The sequence below is a fragment of the Mycobacterium toneyamaense genome (genome assembly GCF_055384815.1).
The window spans coordinates 5,402,432-5,418,193 of sequence record NZ_AP040333.1 but is presented as its reverse complement, the minus strand read 5'-3'; the positions used below and the strand labels follow the sequence as shown (position 1 = coordinate 5,418,193).

Annotated in this window: 15 protein-coding genes; 7 read left to right on the top strand and 8 right to left on the bottom strand. The window is 68.8% G+C overall.

Translation table 11 applies throughout. From position 1 onward, the window contains the following. The first annotated feature begins 6 nt into the window (after window positions 1-6). Window positions 7-441, top strand: a complete 435-nt coding sequence (locus ACZ5IQ_RS26270; protein WP_306307996.1) for a thiol-disulfide oxidoreductase DCC family protein — start codon at window positions 7-9, stop codon at window positions 439-441. On the opposite strand, the gene ACZ5IQ_RS26265 is transcribed toward ACZ5IQ_RS26270, so the two are convergent. From ACZ5IQ_RS26265 to ACZ5IQ_RS26255, 3 genes are read right to left on the bottom strand one after another with little or no spacing between them, the layout of a single operon-like run. After that, window positions 433-1,341 carry an NAD-dependent epimerase/dehydratase family protein gene (locus ACZ5IQ_RS26265; protein ID WP_212807305.1) on the bottom strand — a complete coding sequence of 303 codons (909 nt, stop codon included), beginning with the start codon at window positions 1,339-1,341 and terminating at the stop codon, window positions 433-435. The two genes, ACZ5IQ_RS26270 and ACZ5IQ_RS26265, sit on opposite strands and share 9 nt — an antisense overlap. After that, a complete protein-coding gene (locus tag ACZ5IQ_RS26260; RefSeq protein ID WP_212807304.1) occupies window positions 1,341-2,492 on the bottom strand; it encodes a cytochrome P450 in 1,152 nt (383 codons plus the stop codon). Before ACZ5IQ_RS26260 ends, ACZ5IQ_RS26265 begins: the two co-directional genes overlap by 1 nt. Then, on the bottom strand, window positions 2,482-3,897 hold the full coding sequence (locus tag ACZ5IQ_RS26255; protein ID WP_212807303.1) for an ABC1 kinase family protein: 1,416 nt from the start codon (window positions 3,895-3,897) through the stop codon (window positions 2,482-2,484). The genes ACZ5IQ_RS26260 and ACZ5IQ_RS26255 overlap by 11 nt, the downstream gene beginning before the upstream one ends. Before the next feature lie 131 nt (window positions 3,898-4,028). On the opposite strand from ACZ5IQ_RS26255, the gene ACZ5IQ_RS26250 reads away from it, so the two are divergent. Beyond that, a complete protein-coding gene (locus tag ACZ5IQ_RS26250) occupies window positions 4,029-4,583 on the top strand; it encodes a TetR/AcrR family transcriptional regulator (RefSeq protein WP_212814550.1) in 555 nt (184 codons plus the stop codon). Here the strand turns inward: ACZ5IQ_RS26250 and ACZ5IQ_RS26245 are convergent. After that, complete coding sequence (locus tag ACZ5IQ_RS26245; RefSeq protein ID WP_212807302.1) at window positions 4,580-5,986, bottom strand: lipase maturation factor family protein; 1,407 nt, start codon at window positions 5,984-5,986, stop codon at window positions 4,580-4,582. The genes ACZ5IQ_RS26250 and ACZ5IQ_RS26245 overlap by 4 nt on opposite strands. A gap of 65 nt (window positions 5,987-6,051) precedes the next feature. Next, the gene (locus tag ACZ5IQ_RS26240) at window positions 6,052-6,540 is read right to left on the bottom strand and encodes an inorganic diphosphatase (protein ID WP_029118967.1); all 489 of its coding nucleotides are present in this window, start codon (window positions 6,538-6,540) and stop codon (window positions 6,052-6,054) included. 89 nt (window positions 6,541-6,629) lie between these two features. Here ACZ5IQ_RS26240 and dacB point away from each other — a divergent pair, with 89 nt between their 5' ends. The 5 genes from dacB to ACZ5IQ_RS26215 are packed head-to-tail and all read left to right on the top strand — an operon-like array spanning window position 6,630 to window position 12,839. Continuing rightward, window positions 6,630-8,000 carry a D-alanyl-D-alanine carboxypeptidase/D-alanyl-D-alanine endopeptidase gene (gene dacB, locus ACZ5IQ_RS26235; protein ID WP_212807301.1) on the top strand — a complete coding sequence of 457 codons (1,371 nt, stop codon included), beginning with the start codon at window positions 6,630-6,632 and terminating at the stop codon, window positions 7,998-8,000. Then, a complete protein-coding gene (locus ACZ5IQ_RS26230) occupies window positions 7,997-9,046 on the top strand; it encodes a zinc-dependent metalloprotease (protein ID WP_244872752.1) in 1,050 nt (349 codons plus the stop codon). The genes dacB and ACZ5IQ_RS26230 overlap by 4 nt, the downstream gene beginning before the upstream one ends. Beyond that, window positions 9,025-9,981 carry a tRNA lysidine(34) synthetase TilS gene (gene tilS, locus ACZ5IQ_RS26225; protein ID WP_212807300.1) on the top strand — a complete coding sequence of 319 codons (957 nt, stop codon included), beginning with the start codon at window positions 9,025-9,027 and terminating at the stop codon, window positions 9,979-9,981. The genes ACZ5IQ_RS26230 and tilS overlap by 22 nt, the downstream gene beginning before the upstream one ends. Before the next feature lie 22 nt (window positions 9,982-10,003). After that, window positions 10,004-10,603: a hypoxanthine phosphoribosyltransferase gene (gene hpt, locus ACZ5IQ_RS26220; protein WP_464480496.1), complete on the top strand. Its 600-nt coding sequence runs from the start codon at window positions 10,004-10,006 to the stop codon at window positions 10,601-10,603. A gap of 19 nt (window positions 10,604-10,622) precedes the next feature. Further along, the gene (locus ACZ5IQ_RS26215) at window positions 10,623-12,839 is read left to right on the top strand and encodes a molybdopterin-dependent oxidoreductase (RefSeq protein WP_464480495.1); all 2,217 of its coding nucleotides are present in this window, start codon (window positions 10,623-10,625) and stop codon (window positions 12,837-12,839) included. On the opposite strand, the gene ACZ5IQ_RS26210 is transcribed toward ACZ5IQ_RS26215, so the two are convergent. Genes ACZ5IQ_RS26210 through ACZ5IQ_RS26200 form a run of 3 tightly spaced genes read right to left on the bottom strand, consistent with a single transcriptional unit; the run spans window position 12,836 to window position 15,653 of the window. Beyond that, window positions 12,836-13,546, bottom strand: a complete 711-nt coding sequence (locus ACZ5IQ_RS26210) for an SIMPL domain-containing protein (RefSeq protein ID WP_464480494.1) — start codon at window positions 13,544-13,546, stop codon at window positions 12,836-12,838. The genes ACZ5IQ_RS26215 and ACZ5IQ_RS26210 overlap by 4 nt on opposite strands. Before the next feature lie 5 nt (window positions 13,547-13,551). Further along, complete coding sequence (locus ACZ5IQ_RS26205) at window positions 13,552-14,736, bottom strand: LLM class flavin-dependent oxidoreductase (RefSeq protein WP_212807296.1); 1,185 nt, start codon at window positions 14,734-14,736, stop codon at window positions 13,552-13,554. Continuing rightward, a complete protein-coding gene (locus ACZ5IQ_RS26200; protein WP_305798790.1) occupies window positions 14,733-15,653 on the bottom strand; it encodes an alpha/beta fold hydrolase in 921 nt (306 codons plus the stop codon). The genes ACZ5IQ_RS26205 and ACZ5IQ_RS26200 overlap by 4 nt, the downstream gene beginning before the upstream one ends. Window positions 15,654-15,762 lie beyond the last annotated feature (109 nt).

Genomic DNA, 15,762 nt, shown 5'->3' with positions numbered 1-15,762 from the left:
TGATGTGTGGCGACTCACGGTTTCCGGCCGCGCCTGGCGGCGCATGATGAAGTCATGGACGGTGTGCTGTTCTTCGACGGCAAGTGCGGGATGTGTACCCGCGCCCGCAATCAGTTGTTGCGGATGAATCGCACCGGCCGGCTTCGCACCGAACCACTGCAGAAGCCCGGCACCGCCGAACGACTCGGAGTGGCACCCGAGCACTTGATGGAATCGGTGTGGTGGCTGGATTCCTCCGGCGAGGTGCTCGGTGGCGCCAAGGCGGCGAACGCTGCGGTGTCCGCGGCGATCGGCACCCGGTTGCCGTTGTGGGTTTACGGCATCCCGGGCGTCGGCGCGCTCCAAGAGTGGATCTACCGCTGGGTCGCGACCCACCGCTACCACTTCCGCGGCGTTACACCGTGGTGCGAATCCGCACCCTCGGAATGTGTTTCACCGTAGCTCTGCCATCGCGCGGTAACCCTCGACTGCGCTGGGGTAGCGGGGACGCCAGCCCGCGGCCTCGCGAAAGCGCTTGTTGCTCACCCGAAGTGACCTCGTCATCGACGTGAGTCGGTCACCGAGCAGGAGCCCCAGCCGTCCCGGCCCGCTGATCCAGATGCGGCGCCCGACGGCGGCGGCGCAGGCCTCGGCGTATTCGCGCTTGGTGAGTGGCCGGTCGTCGACGACGTTGTAGGTGCCGCCGGGTGCCGTGAGTGCCGCGACGACGGCGCTCGCCGCATCCGCGACGTGGATCGACGACAGGTAGGTGCCGGGCCGTCCGGGAGAGAACCCGATGTGCCACTTGGCCATGTCGAGGATCTGTTCACTGTGCGCGGCATGCGGGCCGTAGAAGACGCCGAACCGCAGGATCGTCGCCTGCCCGCCGGCCGCTGCGAACCGGCGTGCGCTGGCCTCGGCAGCGTGGTTGCCGCGGGTGATGGGGTAGTGGTCGACGGGCTGGTCTTCGTCGATCCAGTCGCTGCCGCCGTCGCGGTAGATCATCACCACGGATTCTTGAATCAGGTTCGGAACGCCCGCATCCCGCGCGGCATCAACAACGTTCGCGGACCCCTCCGAACGCACGCGCTCACATTCCGCCCAGGCGGATTTGCGGATGAATGCCGTGGTCGACGGCAGCGCCGACGCCAGATTGATCACCGCGTCGTGGCCGGTGAATGCGTCGGCCAGCCCATGACGGTCGAACAGCGACACCGAAACCGGCTCAGCGCCCTGGCTCCGTAACCGAGCGGCTTTCGCATCGCTGCGGGCCAGCGCCGTGACGGCGTGCCCCGCCGCGACAAGGGCGGGCACGGTGTGGACGCCGATGGCGCCCGTCCCGCCGGTCACGAACACCCGCATCAGCTGAACGCCACCGGCAACGTCTGCGGTCCGCGAATGGCGGGCGTATCTCGCCACGTGACTGCGCCGCAGATAACAGGTTGGCGCGCAAGGACTTCCCGCAACGCGACGGCCAACTCCAGCTGGGCCAGCGCCGAACCCAGGCAGTAGTGCGCGCCGTACCCGAAGGCCACGGGTGCGGGGCCGGTGCGGTCCAAGCGGAAGCGGTCGGGGTCATCGAACACCGCCGGGTCGCGGTTCGCGGCCGCCACCACGACGACGACGCTGTCGCCGGCGGCGATGTCGACGCCGCCCACCGTCTGGTCTTCGGTCGCGGTGCGCACCGTCGACTGCACCGGACCGTCGAGTCGCAGCAGCTCGGTGATGACGGCCCCGTCGACGGTGTCGACCTGTTCTGTCACCAGCCGAATCAGCCCGGTGCCAAGCAGATTCGCGGTGGTTTCGTGTCCGGCGACCGCGATGAGGATGGCGGTCACCACGACGTCTTCGAGCGACAGTTCGGGATCGGTGGCGATGAAGCTGAACAGGTCATCGCCGGGATTGGCCCGTCGATCGGCGGCGAGCGGCAGGAACTCCGCCATGAGTGCGGCGGCGGCGCCGAAGCCCTCGGCCACCTCCACGGGATCGGCGAGGGTGCCGAGCATGCGGATGATCGACGGCGACAGTTCGCGCAGCGACGCCGCGTGGCCGGGTTCCAGCGCGAGCCATTCACCCACCACCGCGATCGGCAACGGTAGGGCGATCCGCGACATGAAATCGAACGGCTCGCCAGTGGGTGCCTGCGCGATGACCTCGGCGGCGATGGTCTCCACGCCTTCGGTCAGCCCGGATATCGTGCTGCGGGTGAACGCGTCCCGGACCGCGCCGCGCAGCCGGTCGTGGTCGGCGCCGTCGGTGAAGAGCATCGACGCCTTCGCGAATTCCGGCCCCAGCATGGTCATCGACGCGCGTGCGACTGGGTTGGCCAGCGGGTCGCTCGTCCACCCGGCGCCGCCGAGCACCTGCCGGGCCGCGTCGTAGCCGAGCACCAACCAACCCTGTGCGGCGTTGTCCCACACGACATCTCCGTCGCGCCGCCGGGCTTCGTAGAAGGGATAGGGATCGGCGGCGTCCCAGGGCAGCCGGGCCGCCGTGACGCCGTTAGCGGACATGGTTGTCCGTCCCGAAAGGCAAGCCACGCTCGCGAACCCAGGCCACGTGCTGACGGCCCAACTCTGTGATCGGCTCCGCGACGCCGTCCATGTCGTCGACCGCGGCACGGGCGTGGAAGGTCGCGTGCAAGGCGGTGAAGATGGCGTTCATGGACAGGTTGAGCCGGGAAAAGAAGACGAGATCGGGCGGCACTGTGATGTGCCGCATCAGGTGGTCAGCATCGCGTACGTCCAGGAGGTTTGCGATCGCGCGCCGCGATGTGTCCTCGGTGTAGGTCACTGGTTGAGGCGCGAGAATCTCATAGATGATGCCTTGGTACCACCGATAAGCGTCATCAGCTGTCAGCGCGGAATCGGTTGTGAAGAATCCACTTTCGATCATGACTGACCTCAGCTCGGGTCTGCGCCCGTCGACCGCTGACCGCATCATGCGCACAATGCGACTACGCAAATCCTCGGATAACACCTTCACGCAGCCGAAGTCGACGAATCCGACCGTGCCGTCAAGGCCGAATCGGTAGTTGCCCGGGTGTGGGTCGGCGTGGAACAGATTGCCGTGCCGGTACGCTCCGGCGATGAACCGGGTGATCACCTCGGCCCAGGTGTCCTTCAAGTTCTGATCGACGTCTTGCGCTGCGGCCCAGTCCAATCCGTCCAGATACGTCATGGTGAGGACACGGTCGCCGGATGCCTCGCGAACGACCTCGGGTACCCGGATGAACGGATGATCGCGGTACAGCTCATGGAACGCGGTGATGTGCGCGGCTTCCCTGCGGTAGTCGATCTCCTCGGAGATGCGTTCGGAAATCTCCGCGGCGATGGGTGTGACATCGGGCAAGACGGTGCCGAGCGTGCTCGCCGCGCCTGCCGCGAACCGGAACATCGTCGCCAGCAATTCGGTGTTCGACAGATCATCGCGAATGGCTTGTGCCACACCGGGATACTGCACCTTGACCGCGACGTCGCGGCCGTCGTGCAGCACCGCACGGTGGACCTGTCCGATGGACGCCGCCGCCATCGGTTCGTCGGAGAACGAGGCGAAGACCGCGGAGATCGGGCGACCGAGATCGTCCTCGACGACCCGCCGGGCCAGCGCTGAATCCATCGGTGGCGCGTCGGCCTGTAGCCGCGTCAGTGCGCGCTGGTACGGCGAGAGTTCGCCGCCGCCAATGGCATTGGCGTCGACCATCGACACCAGTTGACCGGCCTTCATCAACACGCCCTTGGAGTGGCCGAGCAGTTCGGCGTACTGCTCGGCGGTGCGCTCGTGGAAACGTTCGACGGCGCCGGTGTTGCCGGCCTTCTCGCGCAGCGCCGCGACCATCCGGCCACCGGCGGCGCGGGCGGTGAAGCCGGCGACCGGCATGGTGCGGCGGATGCGTCCGCGCGGCACATTCCCGGTCATTGCGCCTCCCAGCGTTGTATGGTGACCTAGTACGAAATATATGACCCTTCTTATATCCGGTCAATGGTGGGGAGTCAGCGGTGGAAACCTCGACAAGGGAACGGACCAAGGAACGCCTGGTCACCGAGGCCATGCGGCTGTTCAGCGAGCAGGGCTACAAAGCCACCAGCATCACCCAGATCGAGAAGGCGGCCGGCCTGGTGCCCGGCTGCGGCGCCCTCTACAACCACTTCAAGACCAAAGAGGCCGTCCTCGCCGCGGGGATCGACAGGCAGTTGGACCGGCGTCGCGCGATGCACGACATCAGCGCACTGTTCGCCGGCGAGGGCGAGCTGCGGACCGAGCTCACGCTGCTCGGCCGGTACGTGCTGAGCGTCCTGAACCAGGAAAGCCAGTTCCTGCAGGTGGCGGCCCGCACACCGGCCGACCAGTCGGACCGCGTCAACGCCGCCTATGCCGCTCTGGTCGACGGCCTCTACAGCGAGCTGACCGACTGGATCAGGGGTTGCGCGCCCCGCCTCGATCCGGCCGACGCCCGGCGGATCGCCGTGGTCGGGGTCAACGCGCTGCTGGGCAAGCAGGCGACACGTGTCGTCTTCCACGCCCCGCAGGTGGACATCCCCGATGACGAGTACATCGCGGACTGGACCGCGATGCTGGCCGGCCGGATCGAAGCCGCGCACTAGTCGGGCAGCGTGACCGGCGGGAAGTACTCGCCTTCCGGCGTCCGGTGCCACCACACCCGGTCGTGCCACAGTTCGTGGGGAGTGGCGTAGCGGTAGCGGAAGATCCGCGCGCGGACGAACTTGGGTGGCGAATCCGGAAACGGATTGTGCCGCAACAGTTTCAGTGTGTCCGCGTCGCCGCGCAGCAATCGCTCCAGTAGGCCGGCGAACCACTGGCGCCCGTAGGTCGGCGAGATCGCGGCGAACCACATCAGCCAGTCGAGTCGCAGGTGGTAGGGCGCCCACTGCCGCGGCAGCCGGCCGACGGCGCCGGGCTTGCCCTTGAATTCGTATTCGTGCCAGACGGTTTCGTCGGTGATGTCGTCATCGTCGGTGCCCTCGATCACCACCTCGCGCCGGACGCGGCCGATCGAGCCGAAGGCGCCGTAGGTGTTCACCAGGTGCAGCGGATCGAACGATGCGTTCATGCGCTGCTGCGGCGACAGTAGGTTGCGCACCGGCCAGTAGCTCAGCACCACGACCAGGGCGCTGAATCCGATGACGAGCACCACGAACCACGTCGGCGCTGCGGCGGGCAGGGGTGTGGCGGACGCCGGCCCGGCGATCGCACTGAACGCCAACACCATCGTCAACCAGTTCAGCCACGCGTAGTTACCGGAGATCACCAGCCAGAGCTGCGTGACCACCACGATCGCGCCCGCGATGGTGGCGACGGGCTGCGGTGCGAACAGCCCGAACGGAACCACCAGCTGCGTGAAGTGGTTGACCGCGACCTCGACCCGGTGCAGCGGCTTGGGCAGGTGATGGAAGAACCAGCTCAGCGGGCCCGGCATCGGCTGCGTCTCGTGGTGGTAGTAGAGGCACGTCAAATCGCGCCAGCACCGGTCACCGCGCAGCTTGATCAGCCCGGCGCCGAACTCGGTGCGGAAGACGAGCCACCGCGCCAGCCAGATCACCAGCACGGGCGGCGCCACGGAGTCGTTGCCGAGGAACACCGCGAGGAATCCGGCCTCCAGCAGCAGGGACTCCCAGCCGAAGGCGTACCACCGCTGCCCGACGTTGACGATCGACAGGTACAGCACCCACAGCAGCAGCCACAGGAGCATCGCCGCCCAGAGCGGCACGAGGTCGCCGGCGCCCGCGACCAGCGCGGTACTGAGTGCGGCACCCGACCAGGCGACGGCCGCGAAGAACCGGTCGGAGTAATGCCAGTGAAAGGTGCTGGGCGCCTGCCGGAACGACACCGCCGACAGATATCGCGGAATGGGCAACATGCCCTGTGCGCCGAGTAGGGCGCGGAATTGCCTTGCGGCGCAGAGGAAGGCAATCAGGTAGACGCCGGCGATGCCACGCTCCAGCACCAGCCGGCTGAACCAGTATTCGGGTGCTGTGAACCAATCCATCGCCGATTCCTGACCCGCCGCTGCTTTCCAGCGTACGGCGGGTCAGGCTCGGGGAAAACGAAAGACTAGTGCTCTTGCTCTTCGAACCGGGCGATCGAGCGGGCCAGCTCTTCTTCGGCCTCTTTGCGGCCGACCCAGTCGGCGGCCTTGACGAACTTGCCCGGCTCCAGGTCCTTGTAGTGGACGAAGAAGTGCTTGATGGCGTCCAGTTCGAACTCCGAGATGTCGCTCAGGTCCTGGACGTTGTCCCAGCGCGGGTCACCGGCGGGCACGCACAGCAGCTTGTCGTCGCCGCCGGCCTCGTCGGTCATCTTGAACATGGCGACCGGGCGGGCGTCGACGATGCAGCCCGGGAAGACAGACTCGGTCAGCAGCACCAGCGCGTCCAGCGGGTCGCCGTCCTCGCCGAGGGTGTTCTCGAAGAACCCGTAGTCGGTGGGGTAACCCATCGGGGTGAACAGGTAGCGGTCGAGCTTCACCCGTCCGGTCTCGTGGTCCACTTCGTACTTGTTGCGCGAACCCTTGGGGATCTCGATGACGACTTCGTGCTCCACCGGGAGACTCCTTAGCTCTGTGCTGATAACGGGCTACACCTTAGACGAGCGATACCCTGCTGAGTGACCCGTACGAGTTCAGGAGCAACATGCGGCCCACCCGGTGGCGCCGATCGACCCACGTGGTGATCGGTGTGGCAGTTCTCGTGCTGGTTGCCGCGCTGGTGGCGGCCGCCGCGGTGATGACGCGGCACGATGCGGTCCCGGCAGCCGGGGCGACGGTCAAGCCCCAGCCCGCGCTCGTCTCGCCCCGACCAGCCGTGCAACCGGTCTCCGACAACGCGCCGCAAGTGGTGCCCGCGCAGCTCGCCGCCGTGCTGGCGCCGCTGGCCGCCAACCCGAATCTCGGCATTCTCGGGGGCCGGATCACCGATGCCATCACCGGCACCCAGGTGTGGGGGCTGAGCGAGAACGTCCCGCTGCAGCCCGCGTCCACCAACAAGACCCTCACGGCGGCCGCGGCCCTGCTGACCCTCGACCGCAACGCCCGGCTGACCACCACGGTCGTGTCCGGCGACACCCCGGGCGTCGTGGTGCTCAAGGGCGGCGGCGACCCGACGCTGTCGGCGGCGCCGCCGGGCACCGACACCTGGTACGGCGACGCGGCCCGGATTTCCGATCTGGCCGACCAGGTCCGCAAGGCCGGCGTCACGCCCCGGGCCATTCAGGTCGACACCAGCCTCTACTCGGGCCCGACCATGGCGCCGGGCTGGGACGTCGCCGACATCGAGGGCGGTGACTGGGCGCCGATCCAGTCGGTGATGGTCGACGCCGGTCGCGTCCAGCCCACGACGGTCGAGTCCAAGCGCTCGACGACACCGGCCCTCGACGCCGGCTGTGCCCTGGCGGCCGCGCTGCGGGTCGACCCCGCCAACGTGACCCTTCGCAGCACCCCTGCCGGCGGCCAGCAGCTCGCGGCAGTGCAGTCGCCGCCGCTGATCGAGCGCCTGCGCGAGATGATGGGCGCCTCCGACAACGTGATGGCCGAGTCGATCGGCCGCGAGGTCGCCGCCGCGGTGAACCAGCCGCAGAGTTTCGACGGCGGGGTACGTGCCGTTCTCGGGCAGCTGGCGAAGGCCGGACTGACCACCTCGGGTGCGACGCTGTTCGACGCCAGCGGTCTGTCGGTCAACGACCGGCTCACCGCCACGGTCCTGGACGACGTCGTCAACGCGGCCGCTGGCACCAGTGAGCCCCGCCTGCGCCCGCTGCTCGACGTCCTGCCGATCGCGGGCGGCAGTGGCACGCTGTGGAACCGCTACGCCGACACCTCGTCGGCCGGATACCTGCGCGCCAAGACCGGTTCACTGACCGGCACCAACGCGCTCGCGGGCATCGTCACCGATCAGAGCGGACGGGTCCTGACCTTCGCGCTCATCTCCAACAACGCCGGTCCGGAAGGACGCACCGCGCTGGACGCCCTCGCCGCGGCGTTCCGGTCCTGCGGGTGCGGCACGTGAGCCGGAAGCCGACCGTCGGCCGGGCCGTCGACTGGGGCTTCGCCGCCACGGTCGGGGCAAAGCTGACCCGCCCGGAACCGGCGACCACCGACTACACCCGCAACCAGGTGCGAGTGCAGCTCGCCGATTCGGCGCGCCGGGCCGAGCTCCCGGTGCGCGAGGTGACGCTCCTCAACGAGGGCGCCGAAGTGCCCGAAGCGCGCGTCGTCGACCGGCAGGACTGGGTGCGTGCTGCCGCCGACTCCATGCGGGTGATGACCGGTGGCGAAACCTCCAGTCCCACAGGCCTGGCCGCGAAGCTGGGCGGACGTATCGCCGGGGCGCAGACGGGCGCGGTGCTGGCGTTCGTGTCGTCGGGCATCCTCGGGCAGTACGACCCCTTCGCGGTCAATGGTGGAGAGCTGCTTCTGGTCGCCCCGAATGTGCTTGCCGCCGAACGGCAGTTGAAGGTCGAACCCGCCGACTTCCGGCTGTGGGTGTGCCTGCACGAGGTGACGCACCGCGTGCAGTTCCGCGCGAACCCCTGGCTCACCGAACACATGTCGCAGGCGCTCGCCGTGCTGACCGACGAATCCGGTCTGGATGCCGGCGACGTCATCGGCCGGTTGGCGGAGTACGTGCGCGCACAGCGTGACGGCGACGCCGACGCGAATTCGCAAGGCATTCTGGGCATCATGCGCATCATGCAGTCCGACGAGCAGCAGCGTGCGCTGGATCAGCTGCTGGTGCTGGGGACACTGCTGGAAGGGCACGCCGATCACGTCATGGACGCCGTCGGTCCGGCGGTCGTGCCGTCGGTCGCCACCATCCGCAGCCGGTTCGACGAGCGCCGCCACCGCAAACAGTCCCCGTTGCAACGGATTGTCCGCGCCCTGCTGGGGGTCGACGCCAAGATCGCCCAGTACACCCGCGGCAAGAAGTTCGTCGACGAGGTGGTGTCGACCGTCGGCATGAAGCGGTTCAACGCGATCTGGACCGATGCCGAAACCCTGCCGCTGCCAACCGAAATCGACGAGCCACGGCGATGGATCGATCGAGTGCTCTGACCCCGCTGCGCGCGGCTGTCACCGCCTTCGCGCGCCGGCACCCGGCCGACCGGTGGTGCGTCGGGCTCTCCGGTGGCGCTGACTCGCTGGCGCTGACCGCCGTCGCGGCCGCCCTCAAACCGACCGTCGCGCTGATCGTCGACCACGGCCTGCAAACCGGATCGGCCGACGTGGCCGCCACTGCGGCGGCACAGGCCGGGCAGTTGGGTTGCGTTGACGCGCAAGTGCTCTCCGTCGATGTCGGTACCGACGGCGGGCCGGAAGCCGCGGCCCGCACGGCGCGCTACGCGGCCTTGGACGCCGCCCGCGATGGTGCTCCGGTGCTCCTCGCGCACACCCTCGACGACCAGGCCGAGACGGTGTTGCTCGGCCTGGGGCGCGGCTCGGGCCCGAGATCCATTGCCGGCATGCGGGTTTGGGACCCACCGTGGGGACGGCCCCTGCTGGAGGTGCGGCGCGCCGACACCGAAGCGGTCTGCGCCGAACTGGGACTGACGCCCTGGCGGGACCCGCACAACACCGACCCGCGCTACACCCGGGTCCGGCTGCGCACCGAGGTGCTGCCACTGCTGGAGGACGTGCTCGCCGGCGGCGTCGCGCCGGCCCTGGCCCGTACCGCCGCCGCGCTGCGGGAGGACAACGACGCCCTCGACGCCCTGGCCGCCGGGCACCTGGCCGCCCTGCGTGACGGCGAGGGCCTCACCGTCGCCGGGCTCGAGGATCTCCCCGCCGCGCTGCGGCGCCGGGTGATCCGCGGCTGGCTGCTGAGCGTCGGCGCCACCACGCTCACCGACGTCCAGCTGCGCGCCGTCGACGCGCTCGTGGCGGACTGGCACGGGCAGGGTGGCGCCGCCGTGAGCTCGCCGCTGCGGTACCAGCGATTGATCGTCACCCGCCGCGCGGGACTGCTCACCGTCGCCGCCCGGCCCGTGTGAGCGACCGCCGAATGGGACGGTCTTGGTACTCGGCGAGGCAACGTGGCACGCTGTTGCCGTGGAGCTGTATCCGGGTGACATCAAGTCGGTTCTCCTGTCTCAGGAGCAGGTTCAGGCGCGCATCGCCGAGATGGCCGCGCTCATCGCCGAGGACTACCGCGCCGACTCCGGCGACCAGGATCTGCTGCTGATCACGGTGCTCAAGGGCGCGGTCATGTTCGTCACCGACCTGGCCCGCGCGATCCCGCTGCCGACGCAGCTGGAGTTCATGGCGGTCAGCTCGTACGGGTCGTCGACCTCCTCGTCGGGCGTTGTGCGCATCCTCAAGGACCTCGACCGCGACATCAGCGGCCGCGACGTGCTGATCGTCGAAGACATCATCGACTCCGGCCTGACGCTGTCGTGGCTGCTGCGCAACCTGGCGACCCGGGGCCCGCGCACGCTGCGCGTGTGCACGCTGCTGCGCAAGCCCGACGCCATGCGCGCCGACATCGACGTGGCGCACATCGGCTTCGACATCCCCGACGAGTTCGTCGTCGGCTACGGCCTGGACTACGACGAGCGCTACCGCGACCTGCCGTACATCGGCACGCTCGATCCGAAGGTGTACGAACAGCACTAGTCGGAGCAGAATCCGGAGCATGGACACCGCCCTCCGGATCTGCCCCTTCTGCGAAGCCACCTGCGGCCTGACCCTCACCATCGACGACGGCCGTGTCACGGGCGCACGTGGTGATCACGACGACGTCTTCAGCGCGGGCTTCATCTGCCCCAAGGGTGCCAGCTTCGGTGAGCTCGACAACGATCCCGACCGGCTGACCCGCCCGCTCGTCCGTCGTGACGGTGTACTGACCGAGGCCACCTGGGACGAGGCCTACGCCGTCGTCGCCGATCAGCTCGGCGCGGTGATCGCCGCGCACGGTGGGGCATCGGTCGGGGTCTACCTCGGCAACCCGAACGCGCACACGATCGCGGGTGCGCTGTATGCCCCGCTGATCCTCAAAGCCCTGGGCACCCGCCAGGTGTTCAGCGCCAGCACGCTCGACCAGATGCCCAAACACGTTGCGCTGGGCCTGATGTTCGGCAGCCCGGGCGCGTTCACCGTGCCCGACCTCGACCGCACCGACCATCTCGTGATCATCGGCGCGAATCCGCTGGTGTCCAACGGCAGCGTGACCACCGCGGCCGATTTCCCCGGCAAGCTGCGGGCGCTGAAGAAGCGCGGCGGCAAGCTCGTGGTGATCGACCCGGCGCGCACCCAGACCGCCAAGCTCGCCGACCGGCATCTGGCGCCGCGCCCCGGGACCGACGCGGCGCTGCTGCTCGCCGTCGTGCATGTGCTGTTCGACGAAGGTCTGGTCGATCTCGGGGCGAACGCCGAGCACGTCACCGGCGTGGAGCAGGTCCGCGCGCTGGCCGCCGACTTCGCGCCCGAGGCTGTCGAACAGGCCTGCGGAGTCGGCGCCGACGAGATCCGCGAACTGGCCCGTGAGCTCGCGGCGGCGCCGACGGCGGCCGTGTACGGCCGGATCGGCACCTCCACAGTCGAATTCGGCACGATCGGCAGCTGGCTCGTCGACGTCATCAACATCCTCACCGGCAATCTGGACCGGCCCGGCGGGGTGATGTTCCCGCTGGGTGCCGCGGTGCCGGCGCCGCGGCCACCGAAGCCGGGCCGCGGCTTCCGGACCGGCCGGTGGGCCAGTCGGGTCTCCGGCTACCCCGAGGTGATGTCCGAATTGCCGGCCACCGCGCTCGCCGAGGAGATCGACACCGCGGGCGAGGGGCAGATCAAGGCGATGATCACCATCGCCGGGAACCCGGTGCTGTCCGCGCCGGACGGCGACCGGCTCGACAAGGCCTTGGACAGCGTCGAATTCATGCTGTCGGTCGACCCGTATCTCAACGAGACCACGCGGCACGCCGACGTCATCCTGCCGCCGCCCCCGCCTTCGCAGAGTCCGCATTTCGACGTGCTGCTCAACAACCTCGCGGTGCGCAACAACGTGCGCTACTCGCCGCCGGTGCTGCCGCTGGCCGACCGGCCGGGCGAGGCCGAAATCCTGTCGCGTATCGCGTTGATCCTGACCGGTCTTGGGGCACAAGCGGATCCCGCCCTGGTCGACGCGCAGGTGATCGCGCTGACCTTGGCCAAGGAGACGCACGACGCGGATTCCCCGGTCGCCGGCCGCGACGTCGACGAACTGACGGCCATGCTCCCCTCGGGCCCCGGTTACGAGCGCCGCCTCGACATGATGCTGCGGCTCGGGACCTACGGTGACGCCTTCGGCGCCAAGCCCGACGGCCTCACCCTCGAGAAGCTCAAGGCCAATCCGCACGGCATCGACCTGGGCGCGATGCGGCCGAGAATCCCCGAGGTGCTCCGAACCCCCAGCGGCAGAATCGAACTCGCTCCGGAGCCGATCGTCGCCGACGTGGCGCGGCTACGCGAGGCGCTGAGCCGCTCGGCCGGCGGCTTCCTGCTCATCGGCCGCCGCCACCTGCGCTCCAACAACAGCTGGATGCACAACCTGCCCGCGCTGTCGGGTGGCTCCAACCGCTGCACGCTGCAGATTCACCCCGACGACGCCGCCGACCTCGGCCTCACCGACGTCGCGCTCATCAAGGGCCCGGGCGGCGAACTCCTCGCCCCCATCGAGGTGACGGACGTGATGCGGCGCGGCGTGGTGTCGCTTCCGCACGGCTGGGGCCACAACCGCGGTGGCACCGGTCAACAGCTCGCGAGCAGCCATCCGGGCGTCAACGTCAACCAGCTCAACGACGGCACCGACCTGGACCGGTTGTCGGGTACCGCGGTGCTGAACGGCATTCCGGTCGAAATTGCCGCGGCGGGCTAACCGAGTTCCCAGATCACCGTCACCGAGAAGCTGACGGTCTGCTGACCGGGGGACAGCGGCACGGCTTCGGCCATCGCCATCCGCGGCGCCGGCAACGGCGTCGGGGTGGTGCCGCCGGTGGCCTCGGAGATCGAGACCACCTTGCCGAGGCTCAAGCCGGACGGCTGCGCGTACTGCTGCGCGCGGTCCTTGGCGTCGTCGAAGGCGTGCGTGCGGGCGTCTTTCACCAGCTGCGAGTCGTCGTCGATCGAGTACGCGACGTTGCTGATCCGCGTGGCATTACCGCCCGCGGTGACGATCTTCGCCAGCACCTGCGACGCGGTGTCGAGCTTGCGGACCTTGATGTCGATGGTATTGCTGGCCCGGTATCCGGTGATGACGGCGTCGCGGTAGTCCGGCTGCAGCTCGACCTGCTTGGTGGCGATGTCCTTGTTGTCGATGCCCGCCCCGGACAGCGCATCGATCACGGCCTGCTGACGGCTGCTGGTCTGGTTCATGGCGGCGGTGACGTCGGGCGCCGTCGCCTCGATGGACGCGGTGACGTTCAGGGTGTCCGGCGTGCCCTGGACCTTGCCGTTGCCGACGACTGTGACCTGGCGGCTCTCCGGCTTGGCGTCGTCGGAACCGCAGCCGGCGACGCCGACGGTGGTGGCGATCGCAAGTCCGGCGAGGGTCAGGGCGGCAGTACGTCGGGTCGCAAATGGCATGGTTGTCAGCGTACCGACGCGTCTTTGTTGTGCTCGGCGATCGCGTTGCCGACGGCCTCGCCAACCCGGCCGAACAGCTGGTCGCGCAGGCCTTTTGCCCATTCGTGCGAGGCGCGTGGCGCGGTGAGCTGGCCCTTGAAATGGGGGATCACCTCGCGGGCGAACAGTTCGTAAGAGTGCATGGTGGCGGCAGGCGGCGCCCAGTCGTGGCCCAGCATCAGGAACGTGCCGAAGCCGCCGGACCGGTCCAGCATGTCCTGGATGTAGCCGATGCAGTCGGCGGGCGTGCCGATACAGCAATTGCCTTTGGCCGCATAGTCTTCGACGAACTGCCGGGACGTCGGCGCCGGTCCGGTCTGGCTGCCCAGCGGGACGAAGCCGGCCGCGCCGAAGTAGTTCGAGAAATCCTCCAGACCGTAGGTGCAGTCCTCGATGGCCTGCTCCCGGGTGTCGGCCAGGTGCACGACGCCCAGCACCCGCCAGCTGCGCCGGTCGGGCTCGGGCCGGCCGGCTTTCGCGGCCTGGTCGCACACCAGGTCCCACGTGGTCTCGAGGGCGGCGTAGCCGCCGGGCACCGACATCGACAGCGACAGCAGCGACGTGCCCAGCTGCCCGGCCAGTCGCGGACCGGAAGGGGAAACCATTGCCGCCGTGGATATCTCGGGATACGGCCAAGTGTACGGCCGGATGTGCAGCGCGGCGTCGCGCAGCGTGAACCAGTCGGTCTCCCGCGTGATGCGCTCGTCGGGTGCGGCGCGGAACAGGGCCAGGATGGCCTCGAGGGATTCCTGCTGCATGCGGCGCTGGTCGACGGGGTCGATGCCCATCATGTAGGCGTCCGACGGCAGCGCGCCCGGACCGGTCCCGAACATCACCCGGCCGCGGGTCAGATGGTCGAGCAGTACCCAGCGGTCGGCGACCATCAGCGGGTGGTGGTACGGCAGCGACACCACGCCGGTGCCGAATCGGATGTTCTTGGTGCGTTCGGCGGCCGTGGCGATGAAAACCTCGGGGCAGGCGATCAATTCGTACCCGCCGGAATGGTGTTCGCCGTACCAGACCTCGTCGTAGCCCAGCCGGTCCAGCCGGACGGTGCGTTCCAGGTCGTATTCCAGTGCGGTGGTGGGAGATTGGCCGACCGGGTGGAACGGTGTGATGAAGGCCCCGAAATCCAGTGGGCGACCCGTCATTTCACTCCTCCGATGAAGTCGATGAGGATGGCGTTGACCTCGTCGGGCCGTTCCTGCTGCAGCCAGTGCCCGGCGCCGTCGATCATGACCTCGCGGTAGTCGCCGGTGACGACGTCCCGCACCCGGTCGCGCGGCGTGAAGCTCAGGACCGGATCGGCAGTGCCGCCCACGAACAGTGTCGGCACCGTGATGGTCGCGGCGGGGGTGGTCTCCGTCAGCTTCCAGTTCCGGTCGAAGTTGCGGTACCAGTTCAGCGGACCGGTGAAACCGCTCTCGGTGAAAGCCCTGACGTACGTCTCGAATTCGTCTTCGGGGAGCCAGTCCGGCAGCGGCGGCAGCGGGGTGTCCGCCAGCGAGTCCGGCGGCGCGGCGAAGCCTTCCTCCGCGACCATCCGGCGCATCGTGCTGCGCGGATCGCGGCCCAGTGCCGAGTCGGCCACGCCCGGCTCCTGGAAGTACAGGATGTAGAAGTAGTTGTCGCCGACCCGCCGGCGCCAGATTTCCGTCGGCGGCGCCGATGCCCGCGGCACCGGCGGCACACTCAGCGCGGCGACCGCCCGCACCCGGTCGGGGTGCAGCAGTGCGAAGTTGCACACCACGGGCGAGCCCCAGTCGTGCCCGACGACCACCGCGCGCTCGGCGCCGACGTCGTCGAGCAGTCCGGCCAGGTCCCCGGTGAGGTGGATGATGTCGTAGTCCTCGATGGCTGCCGGGCGCGACGAACAGCCGTAGCCGCGTTGGTCGGGGGCCAGTACGTGGTAGCCGGCCGCGGCGAGCGCCGGGATCTGGTGCCGCCAGGAGTGCGCGAGCTCGGGGAAGCCGTGCGCCAGCACCACGACTGGTGCGCCGCGGTCGCCGGCTTCGGTGACCTGCAGCTGCACGCCATTGGTCTCGACTAACCGTTTGGTGGACGTCATCACCGTTTCACCAAAGCACAGGTTTCCCTCCGGGAACTGCCGATCGTTTGCATAGCGGTAACCTGTGAACTATCCCGCATCTGTGTATCGGAAGGACCTGGCCGACGAG

Excerpts from the sequence above, each read along its gene's own strand:
- ACZ5IQ_RS26265 (WP_212807305.1), bottom strand. The coding sequence starts at position 1,341 with ATGCGGGTGTTCGTGACCGGCGGGACGGGCGCCATCGGCGTCCACACC.
- ACZ5IQ_RS26260 (WP_212807304.1), bottom strand. The coding sequence starts at position 2,492 with ATGTCCGCTAACGGCGTCACGGCGGCCCGGCTGCCCTGGGACGCCGCC.
- ACZ5IQ_RS26255 (WP_212807303.1), bottom strand. The coding sequence starts at position 3,897 with ATGACCGGGAATGTGCCGCGCGGACGCATCCGCCGCACCATGCCGGTC.
- ACZ5IQ_RS26250 (WP_212814550.1), top strand. The coding sequence starts at position 4,029 with ATGCGGCTGTTCAGCGAGCAGGGCTACAAAGCCACCAGCATCACCCAG.
- ACZ5IQ_RS26245 (WP_212807302.1), bottom strand. The coding sequence starts at position 5,986 with ATGGATTGGTTCACAGCACCCGAATACTGGTTCAGCCGGCTGGTGCTG.
- dacB (WP_212807301.1), top strand. The coding sequence starts at position 6,630 with ATGCGGCCCACCCGGTGGCGCCGATCGACCCACGTGGTGATCGGTGTG.
- tilS (WP_212807300.1), top strand. The coding sequence starts at position 9,025 with ATGGATCGATCGAGTGCTCTGACCCCGCTGCGCGCGGCTGTCACCGCC.
- ACZ5IQ_RS26215 (WP_464480495.1), top strand. The coding sequence starts at position 10,623 with ATGGACACCGCCCTCCGGATCTGCCCCTTCTGCGAAGCCACCTGCGGC.
- ACZ5IQ_RS26210 (WP_464480494.1), bottom strand. The coding sequence starts at position 13,546 with ATGCCATTTGCGACCCGACGTACTGCCGCCCTGACCCTCGCCGGACTT.
- ACZ5IQ_RS26205 (WP_212807296.1), bottom strand. The coding sequence starts at position 14,736 with ATGACGGGTCGCCCACTGGATTTCGGGGCCTTCATCACACCGTTCCAC.
- ACZ5IQ_RS26200 (WP_305798790.1), bottom strand. The coding sequence starts at position 15,653 with ATGACGTCCACCAAACGGTTAGTCGAGACCAATGGCGTGCAGCTGCAG.